Source organism: Sediminibacillus halophilus (assembly GCF_900103695.1).
In the GTDB taxonomy this organism is placed as follows: Bacteria; Bacillota; Bacilli; order Bacillales; family Amphibacillaceae; genus Sediminibacillus; species Sediminibacillus halophilus.
Genome location: NZ_FNHF01000005.1, coordinates 218,123 through 239,517, shown reverse-complemented (window position 1 = coordinate 239,517; position 21,395 = coordinate 218,123). Strand labels below are relative to the sequence as shown.

The 21,395-nt window shown below is 43.9% G+C and carries 16 protein-coding genes, 14 tRNA genes, 2 rRNA genes and 1 riboswitch; of the genes, 29 read left to right on the top strand and 3 right to left on the bottom strand.

The features are described 5' to 3' along the window. From BLR82_RS16590 to BLR82_RS16515, 16 genes are all read left to right on the top strand, one after another. A 23S ribosomal RNA gene (locus BLR82_RS16590) occupies nucleotides 1-137 on the top strand; the annotation flags it as partial. A gap of 280 nt (nucleotides 138-417) precedes the next feature. Beyond that, nucleotides 418-533: ribosomal RNA gene (rrf, locus tag BLR82_RS16585) — 5S ribosomal RNA — on the top strand. Nucleotides 534-541: 8 nt separating this feature from the next. Further along, nucleotides 542-616 (top strand) — tRNA-Asn (locus tag BLR82_RS16580). A 1-nt stretch (nucleotide 617) separates the two neighbouring features. Further along, nucleotides 618-709, top strand: a tRNA-Ser gene (locus BLR82_RS16575). A gap of 10 nt (nucleotides 710-719) precedes the next feature. Beyond that, nucleotides 720-794 (top strand) — tRNA-Glu (locus BLR82_RS16570). Between the two features lie 7 nt (nucleotides 795-801). After that, nucleotides 802-877 (top strand) — tRNA-Val (locus BLR82_RS16565). Between the two features lie 36 nt (nucleotides 878-913). Continuing rightward, nucleotides 914-990 (top strand) — tRNA-Met (locus BLR82_RS16560). 159 nt (nucleotides 991-1,149) lie between these two features. Further along, nucleotides 1,150-1,226 (top strand) — tRNA-Asp (locus BLR82_RS16555). Between the two features lie 25 nt (nucleotides 1,227-1,251). Continuing rightward, nucleotides 1,252-1,324 (top strand) — tRNA-Phe (locus BLR82_RS16550). 11 nt (nucleotides 1,325-1,335) lie between these two features. Next, a tRNA-Tyr gene (locus BLR82_RS16545) sits at nucleotides 1,336-1,421 on the top strand. A gap of 6 nt (nucleotides 1,422-1,427) precedes the next feature. Beyond that, a tRNA-Trp gene (locus BLR82_RS16540) sits at nucleotides 1,428-1,501 on the top strand. Nucleotides 1,502-1,515: 14 nt separating this feature from the next. Further along, nucleotides 1,516-1,591: transfer RNA gene (locus BLR82_RS16535), tRNA-His, on the top strand. 21 nt (nucleotides 1,592-1,612) lie between these two features. Beyond that, nucleotides 1,613-1,687, top strand: a tRNA-Gln gene (locus BLR82_RS16530). 5 nt (nucleotides 1,688-1,692) lie between these two features. Then, nucleotides 1,693-1,767, top strand: a tRNA-Gly gene (locus tag BLR82_RS16525). A gap of 6 nt (nucleotides 1,768-1,773) precedes the next feature. Further along, nucleotides 1,774-1,847 (top strand) — tRNA-Cys (locus tag BLR82_RS16520). 12 nt (nucleotides 1,848-1,859) lie between these two features. Beyond that, a tRNA-Leu gene (locus tag BLR82_RS16515) sits at nucleotides 1,860-1,941 on the top strand. Nucleotides 1,942-2,364: 423 nt separating this feature from the next. Here BLR82_RS16515 and BLR82_RS16510 read toward each other — a convergent pair. Then, nucleotides 2,365-3,282, bottom strand: coding sequence for an AraC family transcriptional regulator (locus BLR82_RS16510; protein WP_074600588.1), 918 nt, complete (start codon nucleotides 3,280-3,282; stop codon nucleotides 2,365-2,367). A gap of 231 nt (nucleotides 3,283-3,513) precedes the next feature. Between BLR82_RS16510 and BLR82_RS16505 the strand changes: the two genes are divergently transcribed. From BLR82_RS16505 to BLR82_RS16460, 10 genes are all read left to right on the top strand, one after another. Continuing rightward, complete coding sequence (locus BLR82_RS16505) at nucleotides 3,514-4,548, top strand: aldo/keto reductase (protein WP_074600565.1); 1,035 nt, start codon at nucleotides 3,514-3,516, stop codon at nucleotides 4,546-4,548. 968 nt (nucleotides 4,549-5,516) lie between these two features. Continuing rightward, nucleotides 5,517-6,011, top strand: coding sequence for an RNA polymerase sigma factor (locus tag BLR82_RS16500; protein ID WP_074600564.1), 495 nt, complete (start codon nucleotides 5,517-5,519; stop codon nucleotides 6,009-6,011). Further along, nucleotides 5,998-6,657, top strand: a complete 660-nt coding sequence (locus BLR82_RS16495; protein WP_074600563.1) for a zf-HC2 domain-containing protein — start codon at nucleotides 5,998-6,000, stop codon at nucleotides 6,655-6,657. The genes BLR82_RS16500 and BLR82_RS16495 overlap by 14 nt, the downstream gene beginning before the upstream one ends. A 133-nt stretch (nucleotides 6,658-6,790) precedes the next feature. After that, a complete protein-coding gene (gene ppsA, locus BLR82_RS16490; RefSeq protein ID WP_074600562.1) occupies nucleotides 6,791-9,145 on the top strand; it encodes a phosphoenolpyruvate synthase in 2,355 nt (784 codons plus the stop codon). Nucleotides 9,146-9,496: 351 nt separating this feature from the next. Further along, nucleotides 9,497-9,599, top strand: a riboswitch (TPP riboswitch). Between the two features lie 154 nt (nucleotides 9,600-9,753). Continuing rightward, complete coding sequence (gene tenI / locus BLR82_RS16485; protein WP_074600561.1) at nucleotides 9,754-10,359, top strand: thiazole tautomerase TenI; 606 nt, start codon at nucleotides 9,754-9,756, stop codon at nucleotides 10,357-10,359. A 53-nt stretch (nucleotides 10,360-10,412) separates the two neighbouring features. Then, nucleotides 10,413-11,537: a glycine oxidase ThiO gene (gene thiO / locus BLR82_RS16480; RefSeq protein WP_074600560.1), complete on the top strand. Its 1,125-nt coding sequence runs from the start codon at nucleotides 10,413-10,415 to the stop codon at nucleotides 11,535-11,537. A gap of 15 nt (nucleotides 11,538-11,552) precedes the next feature. After that, nucleotides 11,553-11,756, top strand: a complete 204-nt coding sequence (gene thiS, locus BLR82_RS16475) for a sulfur carrier protein ThiS (protein WP_074600559.1) — start codon at nucleotides 11,553-11,555, stop codon at nucleotides 11,754-11,756. A 2-nt stretch (nucleotides 11,757-11,758) separates the two neighbouring features. Continuing rightward, nucleotides 11,759-12,529, top strand: coding sequence for a thiazole synthase (locus tag BLR82_RS16470; RefSeq protein WP_074600587.1), 771 nt, complete (start codon nucleotides 11,759-11,761; stop codon nucleotides 12,527-12,529). Further along, entirely contained in the window at nucleotides 12,522-13,541 is a 1,020-nt protein-coding gene (locus tag BLR82_RS16465) for a thiazole biosynthesis adenylyltransferase ThiF (protein WP_074600586.1), read from the top strand. Before BLR82_RS16470 ends, BLR82_RS16465 begins: the two co-directional genes overlap by 8 nt. Nucleotides 13,542-13,638: 97 nt before the next feature. Continuing rightward, complete coding sequence (locus BLR82_RS16460) at nucleotides 13,639-14,748, top strand: hypothetical protein (protein WP_074600558.1); 1,110 nt, start codon at nucleotides 13,639-13,641, stop codon at nucleotides 14,746-14,748. A gap of 140 nt (nucleotides 14,749-14,888) precedes the next feature. Here BLR82_RS16460 and BLR82_RS16455 read toward each other — a convergent pair whose 3' ends face one another. Continuing rightward, nucleotides 14,889-15,401 (bottom strand): PadR family transcriptional regulator, encoded by a 513-nt coding sequence (locus tag BLR82_RS16455; protein WP_074600557.1) that lies wholly within the window; start codon nucleotides 15,399-15,401, stop codon nucleotides 14,889-14,891. 49 nt (nucleotides 15,402-15,450) lie between these two features. Next, nucleotides 15,451-16,293 carry a sialate O-acetylesterase gene (locus BLR82_RS16450; protein ID WP_074600556.1) on the bottom strand — a complete coding sequence of 281 codons (843 nt, stop codon included), beginning with the start codon at nucleotides 16,291-16,293 and terminating at the stop codon, nucleotides 15,451-15,453. 361 nt (nucleotides 16,294-16,654) lie between these two features. Here BLR82_RS16450 and BLR82_RS16445 point away from each other — a divergent pair, with 361 nt between their 5' ends. From BLR82_RS16445 to BLR82_RS16435, 3 genes are read left to right on the top strand one after another with little or no spacing between them, the layout of a single operon-like run. After that, on the top strand, nucleotides 16,655-18,265 hold the full coding sequence (locus tag BLR82_RS16445) for an FMN-binding glutamate synthase family protein (RefSeq protein ID WP_074600555.1): 1,611 nt from the start codon (nucleotides 16,655-16,657) through the stop codon (nucleotides 18,263-18,265). Nucleotides 18,266-18,284: 19 nt separating this feature from the next. Beyond that, the gene (locus BLR82_RS16440) at nucleotides 18,285-19,916 is read left to right on the top strand and encodes an acetolactate synthase large subunit (protein ID WP_074600554.1); all 1,632 of its coding nucleotides are present in this window, start codon (nucleotides 18,285-18,287) and stop codon (nucleotides 19,914-19,916) included. Nucleotides 19,917-19,930: 14 nt separating this feature from the next. Next, complete coding sequence (locus BLR82_RS16435) at nucleotides 19,931-21,376, top strand: aldehyde dehydrogenase family protein (RefSeq protein ID WP_074600553.1); 1,446 nt, start codon at nucleotides 19,931-19,933, stop codon at nucleotides 21,374-21,376. The last annotated feature ends 19 nt before the right edge of the window (nucleotides 21,377-21,395 follow it).

Here is a 21,395-nt window from a genome sequence, read left to right as displayed (position 1 = left end):
AAGCCCACCTCTAGATGAGACTTCCCATCATTTTAAATGAGTAAGATCCCTCAGAGACGATGAGGTTGATAGGTCCGAGGTGGAAGCGTGGTGACACGTGCAGCTGACGGATACTAATCGATCGAGGACTTAACTTAAATCAAAAAGCGTCGCGGGCTTGGTCAGATGCGACACGCATAAGCCAGTCACCGAAAAGCCCTGCCTTATGGGGCTTGTAGGGGAATGACTTATGACGCGAGCATCTAGCCCGCAGAGCTGGATTATAGTACTATCACGTGTGAAGTTCGTTGATGTCTTCCTTCTTATCTAGTTTTGAAGGTGTAAAAGATTTTTCGAATTTACCCTTGATTTTTTGTGAAAAACAGCTATAATAGTTGTTGTCACAAAAAAGTACACTTGGATGTACGCTAAAATGAGTCTGGTGGCAATAGCGGAGAGGTCACACCTGTTCCCATGCCGAACACAGAAGTTAAGCTCTCCAGCGCCCATGGTAGTTGGGGCTTTGCCCCTGCGAGAGTAGGACGCCGCCAGGCATATCCGTTCCACCGTAGCTCAGTGGTAGAGCAATCGGCTGTTAACCGATCGGTCGTAGGTTCGAATCCTACCGGTGGAGCCATGGAGAGCTGTCCGAGTGGCCGAAGGAGCACGATTGGAAATCGTGTAGACCGCTACCGCGGTCTCGAGGGTTCGAATCCCTCGCTCTCCGCCATTTCTTAAATGGCCCGTTGGTCAAGTGGTTAAGACACCGCCCTTTCACGGCGGTAACACGGGTTCGAATCCCGTACGGGTCACCACTTAATTGGAGGATTAGCTCAGCTGGGAGAGCACCTGCCTTACAAGCAGGGGGTCGCAGGTTCGAGCCCTGCATCCTCCACCATTAGAGAATCTGATAGGAATACATCTCCTACATTATCGCGGGATGGAGCAGTCTGGTAGCTCGTCGGGCTCATAACCCGAAGGTCGCAGGTTCAAATCCTGCTCCCGCAACCAATTATTTTCTTGCAACGTCGATTATCCTTCTTCGTTAGAAAATGATAATAGTGCTTGAAAGAGTGCAACCAATTCATTTCACTTACTACGCTGAGTTATCCCTTGGCTAGTGAGAGATACAGGTGCCCGACAGGGTGCAATCCAATCATTCCTTAATATGGTCCGGTAGTTCAGTTGGTTAGAATGCCTGCCTGTCACGCAGGAGGTCGCGGGTTCGAGTCCCGTCCGGACCGCCACTTACATAGTTTCATATCATTTATTGGCTCGGTAGCTCAGTCGGTAGAGCAACGGACTGAAAATCCGTGTGTCGGCGGTTCGATTCCGTCCCGAGCCACCTTTTCTTATGGAGGGATAGCGAAGTTGGCCAAACGCGGCGGACTGTAAATCCGCTCCCATCGGGTTCGTAGGTTCGAGTCCTACTCCCTCCACCATTACATAGGGGTATAGTTTAACGGTAGAACAGAGGTCTCCAAAACCTCCGGTGTGGGTTCGATTCCTACTACCCCTGCCATTATTAATATGTTGGCGGTCGTGGCGAAGTGGTTAACGCACCGGATTGTGGCTCCGGCACTCGTGGGTTCGATTCCCACCGGTCGCCCCATTTTCCAGTGTGTGGTATAGTTGGGCTATAGCCAAGCGGTAAGGCATCGGGTTTTGATCCCGTGATTCGCTGGTTCGAATCCAGCTAGCCCAGCCAAAAATGCGGAAGTAGTTCAGTGGTAGAACACCACCTTGCCAAGGTGGGGGTCGCGGGTTCGAATCCCGTCTTCCGCTCCATTTTAAGGCGGCATAGCCAAGTGGTAAGGCAGAGGTCTGCAAAACCTTTATCACCGGTTCAAATCCGGTTGCCGCCTCCATATGAATAACGTGCCGGTGTGGCGGAATTGGCAGACGCGCACGACTCAAAATCGTGTTCCTTCGGGAGTGTCGGTTCGACCCCGACCACCGGTATCGAATTAAACGCATGAGGACGGTTTAGTTTAACGACTAGATCGTCCTTTTTTGCGTTTAAAGAACCGTGAAATTATTCGCTGCAACTCAAAGACGTTATGTTCTATTTTTAAAACACATACGAGCAAACTTGTGGTTTGTGGTACTTTGCGATCACGTTGACTTTCTTTCCATAGTTTGAAATAAATTGACTCCGTTTTAGACAAGTAAAAAACCCCGCCTTCCTAACGTAATTTAGGAAAACAAAGCTTTACGATTCACACGACCAGGTTGATTTCAAGCTAGAATGCCGATAAGAGCTGAAAAAGTTCCCCTCACGGTAACAGGCTTGCTATTCACCTGTCTACCGAATGGGGAACATACAACTGTTGGGACAGCCCTATCATTCATTTGGCTCACATTTCAAACGTAATCATATATACATTATGTCTGACTTGAATGGGCATCATTACGGGATCGGAGATATTGCACTGGTGAGAGCCCAAACAACCTCTTATACTCACGGCTAAATTGAGTCGCACTCTGATATCCCATTTGCAGTGCCGTTTCGGTTACATTTGCACCGTCAAGTAGAAGTCTTCGCGCCTCTTGAAGACGAAGTTGTTTTTGATATTGCAAAGGTGTTTTGCCGGTCACTTCTTTAAATTTGTAATGAAGACTGGAAACGCTCATATTCCCAAGTCTAGCCAGCTCTTTAATGTTAATGGTACTATTAAAGTTTTGTGTAACCCAGTCGACCACCCTGCTTATCTGGGAAGCCTCCTGATGCCATAACATGCTGAAGTAAAAATCGGTAGCTTCTTCTCCGGTTAACAGCCAGTAGATAATTTCTCTTTTTACCGATGGTGCAAGGTACTTTGCGGCTTTGGGATTTTGTGAAAGTTTAAGCAATTTTTCGAAACCTTCCAATATCTCAATTGTTGTTTTGCCAACAAAAATGCCATGATACTGTTTAGAATTTGGTCGAAACTTTAGGTCGGCTTCAGTTGCGACAGCGGCGACTTCTCCAGGTGGCAATTCAATCCGAACGGCCACATATGGAGCAGCAGCTGAAGCCTCTAGCACCTGGCCTGTAACCGGCATATTTACACTTGTTGCAAGAAAATTCCCCGGTTTGTATTCAATAATATTTTCTCCAACCTGCATGTGCGTTTTCCCTTGAACAATAAGGCAGAGAGACGGTTTTAATGGACCTTTTGATCCAACCGTTGGACTTTTTTCAGTCAAGATTTGAAGGAAGGAAATCTCTGTCTGATATATGTTTGTACGTAAAGACAATTTTAATATTAAGTTTAATATTCGGTTCAGGACTTCCTGAACATTTTCCTGATTGTTTTCCATGGAATTAATCACCTCTAATAAAAAAAGGGTTTTCTTAATATGCATTAGACCACATAGGACATAAGAAAACAACTCCTTTTGGATGATTAGGCAGACATTCAATACAATTGAACTATCTATATAAAAGAAAAAGGCACATAATAACGGATGTAGCGGACAGATACATGCTGGTTGCTAAGCAAGTATTATTGTCATGCTTTAGAATACGCAGTATTAAGGAGGATATACAAAATGAAGTATAAGCAGCTTGGTAATACAGGACTTTTAGTTTCACAACTTGCGTTAGGCACAATGACGTTCACGAGTGGAAAGGATGGCTATAAAGTTCTCGGTTCAGTCGGGCAGGAAGAAGCTGACAAGATGATAAAAAAGAGTGTTGATACTGGAATTAATTTCTTTGATACTGCTGATGTTTATGCGGAAGGTGAAAGTGAAATTATTCTGGGTCAATCCTTCCGCAATCTTGGTATTCCACGGGAGGAAATTGTAATTGCCAGCAAAGCCGCTGGACGAACAGGTACGGGGCGTAACGATGTCGGAGCTTCAAGAGGACATATAATTAATGCCGTGGAAGCGAGTTTAAAGAGACTGAAGACGGATTATATTGATTTGTATCAAATTCACGCTGATGATTTCTTGACACCTGTAGAAGAAACGCTAGGTGCTTTAAATGATCTGGTAACACAGGGGAAGGTACGATATATTGGCGTGTCGAACTGGCATGCTTGGAAAATTGCTGATGCTCTTGGTATCTCGGAACGCAAAAATCTAGCTCGCTTTGAGACGGTTCAGGGGTATTATTCTCTTGCCAGCCGCGATGTTGAGCGAGAGCTGGCCCCTTTGATGGAAGCAAAAAAGATGGGGCTTCTGGTGTGGGGGCCGCTTGCTGGCGGACTGCTGTCAGGGCGTTATGATAGACACAATCAAAAAGCAGAGGACTCGCGCCGCAGTGAGGCTGATTTCCCAATTGTAGATAAAGAGCGGGCTTGGAATATCATTGATACGTTAAAACCGATCGCTGAAGCACATGGGACAAATATAGCAAGTATAGCTCTCGCTTGGCTGATGACAAGGCCATTTGTAACGTCCGTTCTTGTTGGAGCGAAACGATTGGAACAGTTAGAAGAAAATCTGGAGGCTGCAAACTTAGAACTAACGGGTGATGAAATTCGCCAACTTGACGAAGTCAGTAAACTACCTCCTGAATATCCAGGTTGGATGATTGACTTTCAGAAAAAGGATCGCCTGGAACCGCCGCTTTTTTGACAGGATTACAGTCCAGATAATCTGGAGCTTCAACACATATTAGGTTAAAATGCGACGATGAGGACAAGCAGATCCGGACGTCGTTCAGAGAACTGCCGGTTGTTGTAAGGCAGTGGATGTCTAAAGCTTGCTTTCGGAAAATAGTAGATAGGCAAGCCGATACAAAGAGGCATTGTTGTTGGATGGTGTCTAAGAGTTGTAATTGCTTAGGTGGTAACGCAGAGAAAGGGCTATTCCAAAAGAGATATGCTCCCCCTAGGGTAGACAGGTGAAATAATAAAACCTGTTACGCAGGGGGGAGCATTTTTTATGGTTAAATGGAATATACAGCCCTAGAGAAGTTTGCCATAATACAAGAGAGATCAATGAAGGTGCATCAATGTTAGAATGGCGATTAAGAAGTAAATCGAACCTTGCGAAGTGGAGGCGAGGGTATCGCGCTTACGGATACGAAGGGCTTGAAATCCGCACCTCCAATAAACACTGACCAGTTGATTCAATTGATATCCTATGTTGTTTTGTCCTATATTAAGTGGACAGAGTAAGACTTGCTCCTCTCCAACCTTCAAAGGGGCAAGTTCTGTATATTCCTCTTGTCTGACAACCTTCTGTATTTCCTCTTTTGCATTCTCACACACTTATTTTATGGCAAAGTTATTTTTACAAGCGGAAGTTGATCCATCTTCACATTATCCTCTCCCACTCAGTGGTAAGGTCGAAAAACGATTTGAAACTCCTTGCAAGGATCCGCTAATACCGGCTTGATTGATTCCCTGAAAGAGTTCAACGGCTCACACGCTTTTTTAGTATGCTAAAGTTCAAGTCTTTTTTGCTAATTAACTTGTTCCACGAAGAATTTGAGTTGCTTGATCTGGAAGAAACGACTTTATTGCTCAAAATGAAAATAAGCCAAAATGCTTGTAACGAAATAAAAGTTCTGGAGTTATATAAGAGAAAGGGGGAAAGAGATGGACTTTGAGGAGATCTATCGAGAATATTTTAAAGAGATCTATTTGTATATTAAATCGCTAAGTCACGATGAGACGATAGCAGAGGATATGACGCAAGAAGTTTTTTTTAAGGCATTAAAAGCAATTGATAAATTCGATGGCTCCAAAGATATTCGAGCGTGGCTTTATACTATTGCAAAAAATACATATTTCTCTCATTACAAAAGAAAGAAAAGAACTGTAACTTTAGAGGTCAATGAAGAGCCAAGCACGGGAGTCCAACTTGTCAAGCATTTGATGAATGAGGAAGATGCCTTCATGGTTCACCAGTTTCTTCATTCCATGAATGAGCCATATAAAGAGGTCTTTTCACTTCGTACTTTTGGTGAATTGCCTTTTGAGAAAATAGGAAGTCTTTTTGGAAAAAGTGCAGGATGGGCACGAGTGACTTTTTACAGAGCGAGGAAACAAATTATCGCATATATGGAGGAGTTGGAATATGAAAGAGATTAAGTGCACAATTATTCAAGATATTTTACCTCTTTATATTGATGAGGTAGTTAGTCAAGATACAAGAGAAATGGTTGACGAGCATTTACAGCACTGTGAGGAATGTAAAAAAGAATATGAAACAATGAAACATAACTTGTATATTCCTGAAGAAAATAAAGACTCTCTGTTTAGAACGATCCGTAAAAAGTGGCGTAAGAAGAAAGTGATGACTTCCATTGTATCCATCTTTGTAACCACAACGATTTTAATAGGAGCCTTTTTGTATGTTTTTTATTATGAAACGGTTATTCCCTATTCGGAAGACTTAATTAATATAGAAGCCAAAAATGAGAATCAGTTGGCTTCCCGTTACTTTGGTGAAAGCTATGCGAGTGTTAACGAAACGCACCCTATGCAACTTGAAATTAATGGAGAGACAAAGAATGTAAGCTTTATTTATTATACAAAAACCATTGCCGATTCCCCTTCCAGAAACCTGGTGAATAACGAAAAAGGCCTTAATGAAAAAGAATATACCTTTAACCTTGCGGAAAGTGGAAAAATTGATGCTGTGTATTATGGGGAATTTGACACGAAAAAAATCACTTCTGGAAAAGATTCTTGGGAAGCAATTTTAAAACGTTCCACATTAATTTGGGAGAAATAAGGACCGCTTTAAAAGACCAGAAATGGTCTTTTTTGTTTGAGTAAAACATATTTAAACTAAAAAACATAAATAGTATGACATAATAAAATAAAAATGATATACTAATTTTAAATCTAAGCTGGAGGAGATGTGTATGGCAGAGAAGCGGTACATTCGCTGGTTCGAGGAGATCCGGAAAGAAGATATTCCGCTTGTTGGTGGAAAAGGGGCTAACTTAGGCGAGCTTACCAATGGAGGGATCAGGGTTCCTCCCGGTTTTTGTGTTACTGCACAGGCGTATAGCGATTTTATTAAGGAGCGTAACTTGGATAAACAAATACTCGAAGAGGTAAAGCAGCTGGACATGGAGAATAATGCCCAGCTCCAAAGCACAAGTGCTTTGATCCGGGAATTGATCCTTCAAACCGATATTTTGAAATCGATCGAAGCAGAAATTCGTGAAGCATATGCAACATTTCAACATAGCCTTCAACAGGATGACTTATTTGTAGCGGTTAGAAGCTCCGCAACAGCGGAGGACTTACCTGAAGCCTCCTTTGCTGGACAACAGGACACATACCTGGAGATAAAAGGGATTTCAGAAGTGATCCGGCACGTTAAAAAGTGTTGGGCCTCTCTTTGGACTGCACGCGCCATCTATTATCGTGAAAAACAGCATTTCAGCCACTTTGATGTATCACTTTGCGCTGTCGTCCAGAAAATGGTGAACAGTAAAAAAGCGGGCGTGTTATTTACAGCCAACCCTGTCACAGAGAACCACAATCAAATGATGATTAATGCCAGCTGGGGGCTTGGTGAATCCGTCGTCTCCGGAATGGTCTCCCCTGATGAATACATTGTTGATAAAAAGAATAATAGGGTCGTTGAAAAGCATATCGCGACGAAAAACTTCCTTGTCGTCAAAAACGAGAAAGCAGTCGGAACGTCAAAAGTCGCCGTCAAAGAATTTTTGGGGGAAGACCTGGTAACGCAACAATGCCTGACAGCAACGGAAATCTGCCAACTTTCTGCGAATGCGCTTCGTATCGAAAAAATGTATCAATCACCGCAGGATATTGAATGGGCAATTGATGGCGATACGAATGACTTATACATTTTACAAGCCAGGCCGATTACCACGCTAAAAAAGGAGGAAACAGATGTGGTGGAACAGGTGGAAATAAAACGATTGGCGCTTTTGCGGGGACTTGCTGCATCCCCTGGAACAGGAAGTGGGAAGGTAAGAAAAATCAAAGATATCACCGAGATTTCGAAAGTGGAGGAAGGGGATATCCTTGTTACGATCATGACCAATCCGGATATGATGCCGGCCATGAAAAAAGCTGCAGCTGTTGTTACCAATGAAGGTGGCCGGACATGCCACGCTGCCATTGTTTCCAGAGAGTTCGGCATCCCCTGTATTGTCGGTTCCAACAATGCAACCGAAGTGTTGAAGGAAGGAATGGAAGTCACCGTGGATGCCACACGAGGCGTAGTCTATCAAGGCATTTTAGAGGAACCAGCCGAAATAAATAAAGAAATAAATCAGACTCCACCTGGAATAGACCAAATGCATCTACATCAACTAGCCCCGATTTCAGGGACGAAGGTTTACATGAACCTTGGGGAGCCGGATTTAATTACCAAATACAAAGACTTGCCGTTCGATGGAATAGGACTGATGCGCACCGAATTCATTTTCACTCATCTTGTAGGCGCTCATCCTATGTATCTATTGCGAAATGGCGAAGAAAAGCAATTTATCGATAAAATGGCCGAGGGCATCACAAAGGTAGCGCAAGACGTTTACCCTAAGCCTGTCGTCGTAAGATTGAGCGACTTCCGTTCGAATGAATTTAGAGGCTTAAAAGGCGGGGAAGAAGTGGAACCAATCGAGGCTAACCCGATGATCGGGTGGAGAGGAGTTTCCCGTTATATATCCCCTGAATACGAGGAAGGTTTCCGTCTGGAATGCCGCGCCATAAAAAAAGTCCGGGAAGAGTATGGACTGGTTAATGTATGGACGATGCTCCCTTTTGTCCGGACTACTTGGGAAGTCAAGAGAGTGAAAGAGATCATGGCTGAGGAAGGCCTCAAACAAGATCAGCAGTTCAAAATTTGGATTATGGCCGAAGTGCCGTCTGTCATATTCGAGGCGGAAGAATTTGCTGAAATGGTTGACGGATTTAGTATTGGAAGTAATGATTTGACCCAGTTAGTGCTTGGTTCCGACCGGGATTCGGGTATTCTGAACACCATGGGTTACTTTGATGAACGAAACCCGGCTGTGAAAAAAGCGATCAAAATGCTAATACAAGGTGCCCATAAACATAATAAGAGCGTCTCGATCTGTGGGCAAGGGCCATCCTTGTATCCCGAATTCACAGAATTCCTTATTCATGAGGGAATTGACAGTGTAAGCGTGAACCCTGATACGGTGGCCGGCACAAGGAGATTGGTTGCATCCGTCGAGCAGCGAATGATCTTGAATAAATTAAGAGAATTGTAAGTGTGCTTGAGAAATAGAAACCAATAAGGCTTCCTCAAAGCCTTATTGGTTTCTATATATTTGATGGTTCTTTCAAGGGAACTGCTATGATATCTCGGTGGCACTTCACGCATATGCGAAGAGTGACTAACTAAGTAAACTAGATGAAATCAAGCAAATATTAAAGTTAGCCCTTGATGTGAAGTTGGATATGGGACGCATATTCTATGTAACTGTCGGCTATTAAATAAAAAGAGGGCTATGCGATCAGTGGTAAGTGGTTTGTTTCATCCGATAGAGATTTTTCCTGAATTTACACATATATCCTAGTCTTAAAAAAAGTGCTATGTTATACTAAATTAAAATCACATATATTTACACTAGGGGTGCCATATAAGGCTGAGACAGATAGTAATCTGGACCCTTTGAACCTGATCTGGGAAATACCAGCGTAGGGAAGTGGGATTGAAACTTTTATATTATGTCTGTTTATAATATATTGACTAAAAGGCCACCCCTATATCCGGGTGGCCTTTTTTGCGTCCCGCGAATCGAAGAAAACTGAGCCAAATCAGCTGCAATTCGTCCAAAGACGGCGCAATCACGACTGCAAGAAGGGGGGGGAGACAGTGAGGAATGGGGAACTGCATATCGTTTCAACCGGAAATCAACAGCCAGAAGAATTTGCCAAAATCGCAGGGGACATACATCCATACATAACAGCCATTCATATTCGGGAGAAGCATAAAACGGCAAAGGAAATCTATCAAATGATTAAACGATTACTAGATAATCAAGTCCCCGCTTCTAAAATCATCGTAAATGACCGATTAGATGTTGCCCATGTGATGAAGGTTTGCGGTGTTCACTTAGCGTATCATTCCTTACCGGTCGACGAAGTGAAGGAACGCTTCCCTGATTTGCGTGTTGGTTGTTCTGTTCACTCCCTTGAGGAAGCAACGTTGGCTCAAAAGCAAGGTGCAGACTATGCATTCTTCGGGCATGTTTTTCCTACAAAATCAAAACCAGGATTAGCACCGCGGGGAGTGGAACAATTACGGTCAATTTTATCGTCTGTCTCTATTCCGGTAATTGCCATAGGAGGAATCAAACCTGGCAATGTTAACGAGGTGATGGAGGCTGGTGCGAAAGGGGTAGCTGTGATGTCAGGTGTTTTGGAGGCGAATCAGCCTCTGGTAAAAGCGAAAGAATATGTTTCCGAACTTATTATCTAGCAGTCCGATCCAACGAATGGATAGGAAGTGCTTATCGGAAAGGAGACTTTGTAATGCCTAATAAGTACGATTGTATTGTGATTGGCGGAGGGGTCAATGGGGGTTCGGTTGCGTATAACCTGGCCAAAAGAGGAAAAAAAGTTCTTTTGCTGGAAAAGGACCGTCTTGCAAGCAAAGCTTCTGGAGCGGCAGCAGGGATGTTGGCGGCACAGGCTGAACTGGAGGAAGATGGTCCGTTATTCCATTTGGCAAAGAAAAGCAGGTCGATGTTTCCTGTGCTTGCAAAGGAAATAAAAGATTTAACCGGAGTGGATATCGAATTAGTCAATAAAGGAATGTACAAAGTCGCTTTCACAGAAGAGGAGGAAAACCGTTTCAAGCATGTTATTAATCTCCAAACCAAGGCTGGTGAACAAGCAGAATGGATAAGTCGGGAAGAAGTAAGAAGAAGAGAGCCTGCCTTATCTACAGCAATCCGGGGTGCGATGTATATTGAAAAAGATGGGCAGGTAGCAGCACCTCATATGACGTTTGGGTTCTTGAAAGCGGCTGCGGTACTGGGGGTGGAAATAAGGGAGTTTACGGAAGTTTCCGCTTTTCTTTTCGACAATGGAAAAATAGCAGGAGTAAGAACAAGTGGAGGGAGCTTCGAGAGTGACAAGGTGATTCTGACGGGAGGGGCATGGAGTGAATCCCTATTGCCTGATTCGGAAATCCACTTAAACACTTATCCTGTAAAAGGGGTGTGCTTTTCCGTGGTCACCCATCAACCATTACTGACTGGAACGATTTTTTCTCATAGTTGTTATCTGGTGCCCAAAAAGGGCGGTCGCCTTCTAGTAGGGGCTACAGTCCAACCAAACACTTTTGATCAAACGGTGACGGTGGATGGCATTTCTTATCTGATGGAAAAGGCAAAGACACTAGTTCCCGACATCGTTCATGCAGAGTGGGAAAAAGCCTGGGCTGGGATTCGGCCGCAAACGTCAGATGGACTTCCCTACTTAGGGGAGCATCCAGCGTACGAAGGATTGTATGTGGCAACAGGGCATTTCCGTAATGGTATTTTGCTTTCGCCCATTACAGGAGAACTTATAGCTAGATTAGTAGATCGAGAACCGTTGGCTGCGGACTTACGTGCTTTTCGGATTGATCGCCATCTAGAAAGAACGCTTTAAAAAGGAGGGGTATGGATGGAATTAATTATCAATGGGGACAAGGTAGAGGTCCCAGATACCATTGCCACCGTTTCTTCATTGTTGGAGTATTTCGGCCTTGGCGAAAAAGTAGCGATTGTGGAACTGAATCAGAATATTTTGGAAAAGGATTTTCATGCAGATACGAGGCTCTCTGACCGGGACAAAATCGAAATTGTAAACTTTGTAGGAGGCGGATGATGATGCTCAAAATAGGCGATTACGAATTTTCATCAAGACTTTTATTAGGTACAGGTAAATACCCAAACTTTGATGTGCAAAAGAAAGCGGTAGAGGTTTCAAAAGCAGATATCCTGACTTTTTCCGTACGAAGAATGAATATATTTGAGGCTGGCCAGCCCAATTTTCTTGAAAAAATTGATGTGGAAAATTATACGCTGCTCCCAAATACCGCAGGGGCCAAGACAGCAGAGGAAGCCGTTCGTACGGCGAAACTAGCAAAAGCTTCTGGTCTATGTGACATGATTAAAGTAGAAGTGATCGGTGATCAAAAAACACTTTTGCCGGATCCGATAGAAACGTTAAAAGCAGCGGAAATGTTGTTAGAAGAAGGCTTTATTGTACTTCCGTATACGTCGGATGATGTTCTGTTAGCGAAACGGTTAGAGGAATTAGGCTGTCATGCGATTATGCCCGGGGCTTCCCCTATCGGGTCCGGGCAAGGAATTGTCAATCCGTTGAATCTTCATTTTATTATTGAACAATCAACGGTACCTGTAATCGTTGATGCTGGTATTGGTACACCTTCAGATGCAGCGATCGCGATGGAAATGGGGGCGGATGGAGTACTGCTGAACACTGCTGTTTCTAGTGCCGGAGATCCCGTGAAAATGGCAGAGGCAATGAAAATGGCGATTGAAGCTGGAAGATTGGGATATGAAGCAGGACGTATTCCGAAAAAAAGCTACGCAACAGCAAGCAGTCCAACGGAAGGACTGAGTGTACTTGAGTGAGCGTTATTCTCGCCAGGAATTGTTCGCGCCAATCGGGGAAGAAGGACAGGATAAGATTGGAAAAAAGCATGTGTTGATAATTGGTGCAGGGGCTCTGGGTACCGGAGCCGCTGAAGCACTGGTTCGAGCAGGAGTGGGAAAGTTGACAATTGTTGATCGGGATTACGTAGAATGGAGCAATCTCCAGAGACAGCAGTTATATGCGGAAGAAGACACCGAAAACCGCTTACCAAAAGCTGTGGCAGCAGAAAAACGTCTTCAATCGATTAACTCTTCGGTGACAATTGAAGCCATGGTGCTGGATGTGTCAGTAGAGGAGATAGAGCAATTGATTGATAGGGTGGATTTAATAATCGATGCCACTGATAATTTTGAAATTCGCCTAATCATAAACGACATAGCTCAAAAATATCGCATTCCGTGGATATGTGGAGCATGTGTAGGAAGCTATGGAATTAGCTATACGATTTTACCGGGAGAGACACCTTGTTTGCATTGTCTGCTGGAGACTGTGCCAATGGGAGGGGTAACCTGCGATACGGCAGGCATCATTAGTCCTGCTGTCCAAATGGTGGTCGCATATCAAACGACAGAAGCGTTAAAGATATTAGTTGAAGACAAGCAATCGTTGCGGAAAAAACTTGTCTCCTTTGATTTATGGAAAAATCAGCATACGGCCATTCAAGTCGATAAACTGAAGAGGGAAGATTGTCCATCTTGCGGTCAAGCCCCTTCCTATCCTTTTCTGTCGTATTCAAATCAGGCAAAAACAGCAGTTTTGTGCGGGCGGGATACAGTGCAAATTCGTCCCGCAAAGCAGAGGAGCAGAAACTTGCAAGAGCTGGCGGAGAGATTATCAAAACAAGACGGCAAGGTTTCGAAAAATCCTTATTTGCTTTCTTTTTCAATTGGAGATTTCCGCCTTGTCATCTTTCAGGATGGACGGGTGCTAGTTCATGGTACAAAGGATATATCAGAAGCAAAGACGTTGTATCATCGATATGTGGGATAGAGCCAACATTATGCTTTATGAGCTATTTCAATAAAAATACGTAATCGTCCCTCTATTTCCATTATAATGAAAGAAAACACGGAAAGCAGGGGATTGTATGCCGGCTCCTTTTTCTTTCGAGAGCATTGCCTGGAAACGTATTATGTTGCTTTTATCTTTAATCCTTCTCCCGAATTATCTTGTGATGCAAGTACAGCTTGTTGGTCCTGTCGATGATCTGATCGGCCTTTGCACAGCGCTTGATCTCGTCATCATCTTACCATTGGTGCTTTATTTCTTTGGATTCAAGAAACGGGTTTCATGGCTGGTGTTGTGCGCGTTTATATTCTGGGGACTGCTTCTGGCCAATTGGATGATTCCCGGTGAAGCAGATGGATACCTGTCCTATTTTAACCAATCGGTGATAGTGTTGGAGGCTGGAGTCATTGTCTTGGAATTGATGCTATTTGCTTTTATTGTAAAACGGCTTCCGTTGCTTTTCACAAATTATAGCGAGGAGAAGCAAGAGCATTATCACTTTTTGTTAAGTTTCTCGACGGCTATCCAACGCACGTTTTCCTTTAAAAATGAAAGATTGAATAAGTTCCAGTTCACCTTAAGGATTTTAGCAACTGATATTGCGGCGATCTATTATAGTTTGTTCAGCTGGAGAAAAAGCCCGCCCGTTATGGAGCATGGAAAAGGTCATTCTTTTACGTTTCATAAGGATGGCAGTTACCTGGGCGTTTTCATGATGCTCGTCCACGCAATGGTCCTGGAGATTATCGCGGTGCATATTATGGTTGCGCAGTACAGCCATACTGCCGCCTGGCTAGTCACGGGTCTTGATATTTACACGTTATTGTTCATCATTGCGGATTACCAGGCGATCCGTTTATCTCCTGTGGTGCTGGATTCAACAGGTATACATTTTCAAAAAGGCATCCGGCAGTACGGTTTTGTGTCATGGGAAAGAGTAAGCGGGATAGGTAAAAATGAAAAGTCCGTCAAGGAAGTAGATCAGGATCGTCGAAGTGTCTCGCTGGCACTTCACGGTCTTGAAAAAGAACAAATCCCTTATGTGATCCAACTAAAGGAACCAGTAGAAATCAGGCAGATATTCGGGTTCAAGAAAACGATCAAGTCTTTATATGTAAAAATGGATGAGGGACACACATTTTATGAGACTGTTGCTGCTTATATAAAGAAGCAAAAATCTATTTACTGAACGAGGAACGTGATTCTAAGAAAGCATGTTGATAAAGAAGGAAAAATGATTAACAAAGCTGACTGACGGCAAGTGCCTGGCACTCTTGTATGTCGAATGTGACATATGCAAGGAATGCCAGGCACTATTTTATGGTTGCCTTATTTTTTTATATCCATTAATAGTTCTTCAAACCATTTAACATTCACGATATGATGGGAACGTGAATTCTCCAGTAACTTCTTGAAATGGTTCTTTTCATCGAAAGTGTCTAGCGATTGCTCTATCAAGGAGATTTTCTTTTTCGTTTGTTCGATTTGTATTTCAAGAAGTTTTGCCAGTTCTTTGCTATCATACTCATCTGCAAACAACATGGCTGCATAAAATGATAAATTTATATAATCTGTTTTTGATCCATACTTGACCATCAATCTATCAAATTCTTCATTCCCTAGTTCCGTGATGATGTAATTGCGTTTCTCTCGCGTGTTGTCTAATTGATCGACTTTTTCAATATAATGTTTTTCTTCCAGCTGTTGAAGATTGTAGTAGAAGGACCCCTTTGTGAAATTCACTACATATTGATAGTGTCTCTCTTTCATTAAGGCCAGCAATTCGTATCCGTATGAACCCGGATTTTGCTTCAATAAACCTAAGATTAGTAACGGTATCAGAGAAACTCCTCCTTTAAATTCTTTAAAAAACCTTTAAATCATCATAGGGTTAACTATTGTTGATTTGCGCTAAGGAGGACTCGAATTCCTCATAAGATATTTTTCCCAGTGCCAAATCCATACTTTTTATATAAATCTTTTCCGTTTTTGTATAATCTTTAGGCTTATGATTGATCAATTCATCCTCATTATTTAATGGTTTTAAGATATGTTGCTTATTGGAAAAGGCTTCAAAATATCGCAGACCAAATTTTCTTTGCGAGGCTGCATCAAGATGAATACCATCAGGATTAGAAGTTAAACCGGAAGCTGTGACAAAGTAACAATTAGCTTGCTCAAAAGCAAATCTTTGCAGCTCTTCGTTGACAAGGTGATACTCCGTACAGTGCTTTCCAAATCCCTCTTTCCCTAAAAAATCTCCTAAGCCACCAATGATAAGAGGAATTTCCGGAGCATCCAGCTCTTTTCTAAGCATCTCGACAATGGAAAGCAATTTATCATAATAAACCTGATGGTTACCGTTTGTACTATCACTTTCTCCTTGATGCCACAGAATGCCCGTTAATTCACTAGTCTCCATGGCAAATTTAGCTTCGCTTACTGCGTGTCTAAATAGAGTTTCTTCTACAGCCCATTCATCCAGTGAGCTTCCTCCTTCAGCACACGGAATTAAGCCAATGGTGTCCTCTTGATTATGCTGGCACCAGGCTTCTGCAAATGAAGCCGCCAGACTGATGCCGGATACAGGGCGGTCGTAATTGATCGGTTCGGTCATCATCTGCCACCTTCCATTACGCAGCATACTGATTCTTTCATTAAAAATGGGCGTTGTCTCATGAATGAATCCCCGACCAGCCATATTGGACTGGCCTAGCATTAAAAATGATTTCATTTTTTTTCGACCTTTCTTTTGGTATTTAAATGTTTCCCCTTCTTGATAAGTGCTATCTATATCTATTTAAGTTATCCCTTAAGGAGTGCCATTATTGTAGATGAAAAATAGAATAGTCTAATTAGACTGATTGTCAATTATATTTTATGTTTCGTATTTCAGATAAAAATAAAATGAAATATAATGCGAAATGCCCTCTATATCTCACTAATTAACCTAAGCTCCATATTCTCCTTACTCCTTTTACGGACCCACCTACATGTCAGACCGCATACTTTCTTTAGTCACAATTCCTCCATTCATAATAAAATTCCCAAACGCCCATACTACCATTAGCGATTTTACGCAGGAGGAATGGCATGTGAACATTGCAAACATTTTTACGGTCATCGGATTTATCGCCTGTACGATATTAATTATTGTGCTCCTGGTTCTTGGAATCTTTTTATACAGAGTGGATAAAAGGCAAAAACAACATCCTATTCTTCGTAACTATCCACTGATCGGGAGAGTCAGGTATTTCCTGGAAAGCATTGGCCCCGAGCTGCGGCAATATTTGTTCAACAATAACCGGGAGGGGAAGCCTTTTTCACGGAATGACTATCAAAATATCGTGAAAAAGGCGAAGTACAAGCGGGATGTCATTGGATTTGGCTCGCAACGTGATTTTGATGAGCCTGGATACTATATCCGGAATTCGATGTTCCCTCACTTAACAGAAGAATTAAAGATGGATAGGCAGACGAAAGTCACGACCGAGCGCTATCTATTGATTAATGAACCCTTATTCGCCCAAAGGAAAGAGCGATTAGATAGAGATGAATCCCCTGTTTATTTATTGGAAGAGGATGATGCAATCGTGATTGGAGAAAATACGAGGCATCCGTTTAAGGTGAAAGGTCAGATTGGTATGTCTGCAATGAGTTATGGTTCTTTAGGTGAACGAGCCATTACTGCCCTCTCGGAAGGATTGGCTATTGCGAAAGGCACCTGGATGAATACAGGGGAAGGGGGGATCTCTGACTACCATCTAAAGGGCGGCGTGGATATTATCATGCAAATCGGCCCGGGGTTATTCGGAGTCAGGGATATGCAAGGGAATTTTAGTTGGGATGCATTGCTGGAAAAAAGCAACATTCCAGAAGTGAAGGCATTCGAGTTAAAACTTGCCCAAGGCGCCAAAACACGAGGCGGCCATGTCGACGGGGAGAAAGTGACTGAAGAAATTGCCAAAATAAGAATGGTAGAGCCTTATAAGTCGATCGACAGTCCCAATCGTTTTCGAGAGTTCAGTGACTTTCCTTCTTTATTTGAATTTATGGAAAAGGTTCGGGAACATGCCGGAAAGCCTATCGGTATGAAGGTGGTAATCGGAAGCCGTGAGGAGGCTGATGACCTTGCAAAAGCAATTAAAGAAACGGGTATGGGACCGAACTTCATTACGGTGGATGGCGGGGAAGGCGGTACAGGAGCATCGTACCAGGAATTAGCGGACAGTGTCGGGTTGCCGATTCGGTCGGCGCTGCCGTTAGTCGATCATGCCCTTCGGAAATACGGGGTGCGGGACAACGTAAAAATTATCGCATCCGGAAAGATGTTTTCGCCAGACCGAGTTGCCATCGCTTTGGCAATGGGGGCGGATCTTGTCAATATCGCGAGGGCCTTTATGATCACAGTAGGTTGCATCCAGGCGCTACAATGCCAATCCAACTCCTGTCCGGTCGGCGTCGCAACTACAGATCCTGAATTGCAAAAAGGACTCGTAATCGAAGAGAAAAAGTGGCGGACGGCAAACTATGTGATTACTATGCGCAAAGGCCTTTTCCGGCTGGCTGCGGCGGCAGGATTGGACTCACCGGCCAAGTTCACGAGAGACCATATTGTTTATCGGGATGAAAAAGGCAGGACATGGTCGTTGGAAGACATTTATCAATCGGCGGTACGACCGAAACATGTAAATGATATTTCTTAAGCGGAAGAAGGGGCGATAAATGAAAGCAGCAGAACTATTGATCAAATGCTTGGAGAACGAAGGAGTCGAATATATTTTTGGTGTGCCAGGAGAAGAAAACATCGATGTCATGGATGCGCTCCATGACTCAACGATTCAATTTATTTTGACAAGGCATGAAACGAGTGCAGCTTTTATGGCAGGGGGATACGGCCGGCTTACAGGAAAACCAGGTGTCTGTTTAGCAACACTGGGGCCTGGTGCAACCAATTTATTGACAGGTGTCGCCAATGCCAACATGGACCTGTGTCCGATCGTGGCGATCACCGGGCAGGCAGGACTTGGCCGCCAGCACAAAGTTTCCCACCAATACTATGACATGGTTTCGGTATATGAAAAAGTGACGAAATGGAATGCCCAGATAAAGACGCCTGACATTGTTCCAGAGGTAGTGCGGAAGGCCTTTCAAGTTGCTACACAGGAAAAGACCGGAGCAACGCATATTGAACTACCGGAAGATATTGCGGGAATGGAGGTGGACAGTTCCCCTCTAAATCTTGTTTCTCACCAGCTTTCAGAAGCAGATGAACCGGTGATTAATCAGGCGGCCGAAATGATAGAACAGGCGAGCCATCCGCTAATTCTAGCCGGAAATGGGGTGACACGGGGAAATGCTGCTGAAGCGTTAAAATCTCTGGTACAGAAGACAAATCTCCCGGTTGTACATACTTTTATGGGAAAGGGCGCAGTACCATGGACCGATGAGCACAGCTTGCTGACCGCCGGAATTGGCGGTGATGATTATATTACCTGCGGATTTGATGAATCAGACTTGGTTATAGCGATTGGCTTCGATATGGCGGAGTATTCGCCCAAAAGCTGGAATCCCGAGGGACAGACCCCCGTCCTGCACATCGATACGCAGGAAGCGGAAATCGATGCATGCTATCCAGTTCAATTACAGGTAGTCGGGAATTTGCAAGAAAACATCCTTAAACTAAAAGAGGGACTTTCGGAAAAAGAAAGAGATTTAACGTGGGTATCCCATGTTCGCAGAAAGGCATTCAGTGAACTGGAATCATTTCAAAACGATACATCCTTTCCTGTGAAACCGCAAAAAATCATTTCCGATTTACGTGCTGCAATGAAGGAAGACAGCATTGTCATCTCGGATGTGGGCGCACACAAAATGTGGATGGCCAGAATGTATCATTGTTATCAACCGAATTCATGTCTCATTTCCAATGGTTTGGCATCCATGGGGGTGGCAGTTCCCAGTGCCATCGCTGCTAAATTGGTACACCCGGAACGTCAGGTGGTTGCTGTATGTGGTGATGGATCGTTTCAGATGACCAGTGCAGAGTTGGAGACTGCCAAACGCCTGAACGTACCGATTGTCATCCTTTTATGGCGTGATGAAGGATACGGTTTGATTGAATGGCATCAAATGAAAGCTTTTAACCGTTCCTCTTATATTAAATTCGGCAATCCGGATTTCGGCCAGCTTGCCAATTCCTATGGTTTCGAGGCCTTGAAGGTCGCAGAGACAAACGAACTGAAACCGACCATCGAAAAAGCGCTCTCGATGAATAAGCCCGTACTAATCGATTGCCCAGTCGATTATCGGGAAAATATGAAGCTTACAGAAAAGCTGGGAAATATCATTTGCTGAATGGAGGACGTCTTATGATGAAAATAGGGTCCATTATCAATGGGCAAGAAAGAATAGAAGAGAACCGGCAAACAATGGCGGTTCATAATCCTTTTGACAACGAAAAGGTTGCCGAGTTAAAGCTTGCTGCCAAGAAAGACCTTGATGACGCGGTAACCAGCAGCTTCGAAACGTTTCATTCTGTGATGAAGGCTATGCCAGCGCATGAACGCGCAGATATTTTACGGAAAACGGCGGATTTGTTAGAGAAAAGAACAGATGAATTTGCAACCACAATCTGTAAGGAAGCAGGAAAACCGATAAAGTATAGCCGCGGGGAAGTCGAGCGTTCCATCCAGGTCCTCCGTTTCGCTTCTGAGTTGGCCAAAAATATTACAGGAGAAGTGGTGCCGATGGATGCCGCAGTCGGAGGCCAGCACCGAATCGGGCTGGTAAAGCGGGAGCCGTTGGGAGTTGTTGGGGCCATCACACCGTTTAACTTTCCTTTAAACCTTTCGCTTCATAAACTGGCTCCGGCGCTGGCTGCAGGTAACACAGTCGTGTTCAAGCCGGCGGAAAAAACGCCGATTTCGGCTTATAAGCTTGTAAAGCTGTTTCAGGAAGCGGGACTGCCGGATGGAGTAATCAATTTGGTTATCGGTACTGGCGAGGAAGTCGGCGCCCCCCTGGTAACGCATGACCACGTCCATAAAATCAGCTTTACCGGCAGTCTTGCAGTAGGCAAGAACATCAGGGAAACAGCTGGATTTAAAAAAGTTACGTTAGAGCTCGGTTCCAATTCCCCGAACATCTTGTTTGAGGACTCCGACATCGAAGACGCTGCCACAGAGCTGGTAAAAGGGGCATTTGCCTTTTCCGGCCAGGTGTGCATTTCCGCCCAGCGGATTTACGTCCATCAACAGATTTATGATAACTTCCTTTCGTCTTATATCCAAAAAATAAACGCATTGCGCATTGGTGATCCGCTCGATGAAAAGACGGACATTGGTCCAATGATCAATCAAGAAGAGGCAGAACGGGCCAAGCAGTGGATTGACGATGCGGTAGAAAAGGGAGCGAAAATCGAGGTCGGCGGTGAACAAGACGGCGCGGTCTTGACCCCTACGCTCATGACCAACGTGGATGAAAACATGAAAATCATTGCCCAAGAAGTATTCGCTCCCATTGTGTCCGTCATTCCATTTCGTACAGAAGAAGAAGTAATCGGCTATTCCAATAATTCCATTTATGGACTGCAGGCTGGTGTTTTTACAAAAGATATCAACCGGGCAATGCGGGTTGCCGACCGATTGGAAATGGGCGGCGTCTGGATTAATGAAATTTCGACGTACAGGCAGGATAATCATCCATATGGCGGCGTGAAGCAAAGCGGTGTGGGTAGAGAAGGCGTAAAATATGCCATCGAAGACATGACCGAAACAAAATTCATCGGGATAAAGATCGACCAAAACAAGCAGTGAAACGGTCAGGGTTGACCGT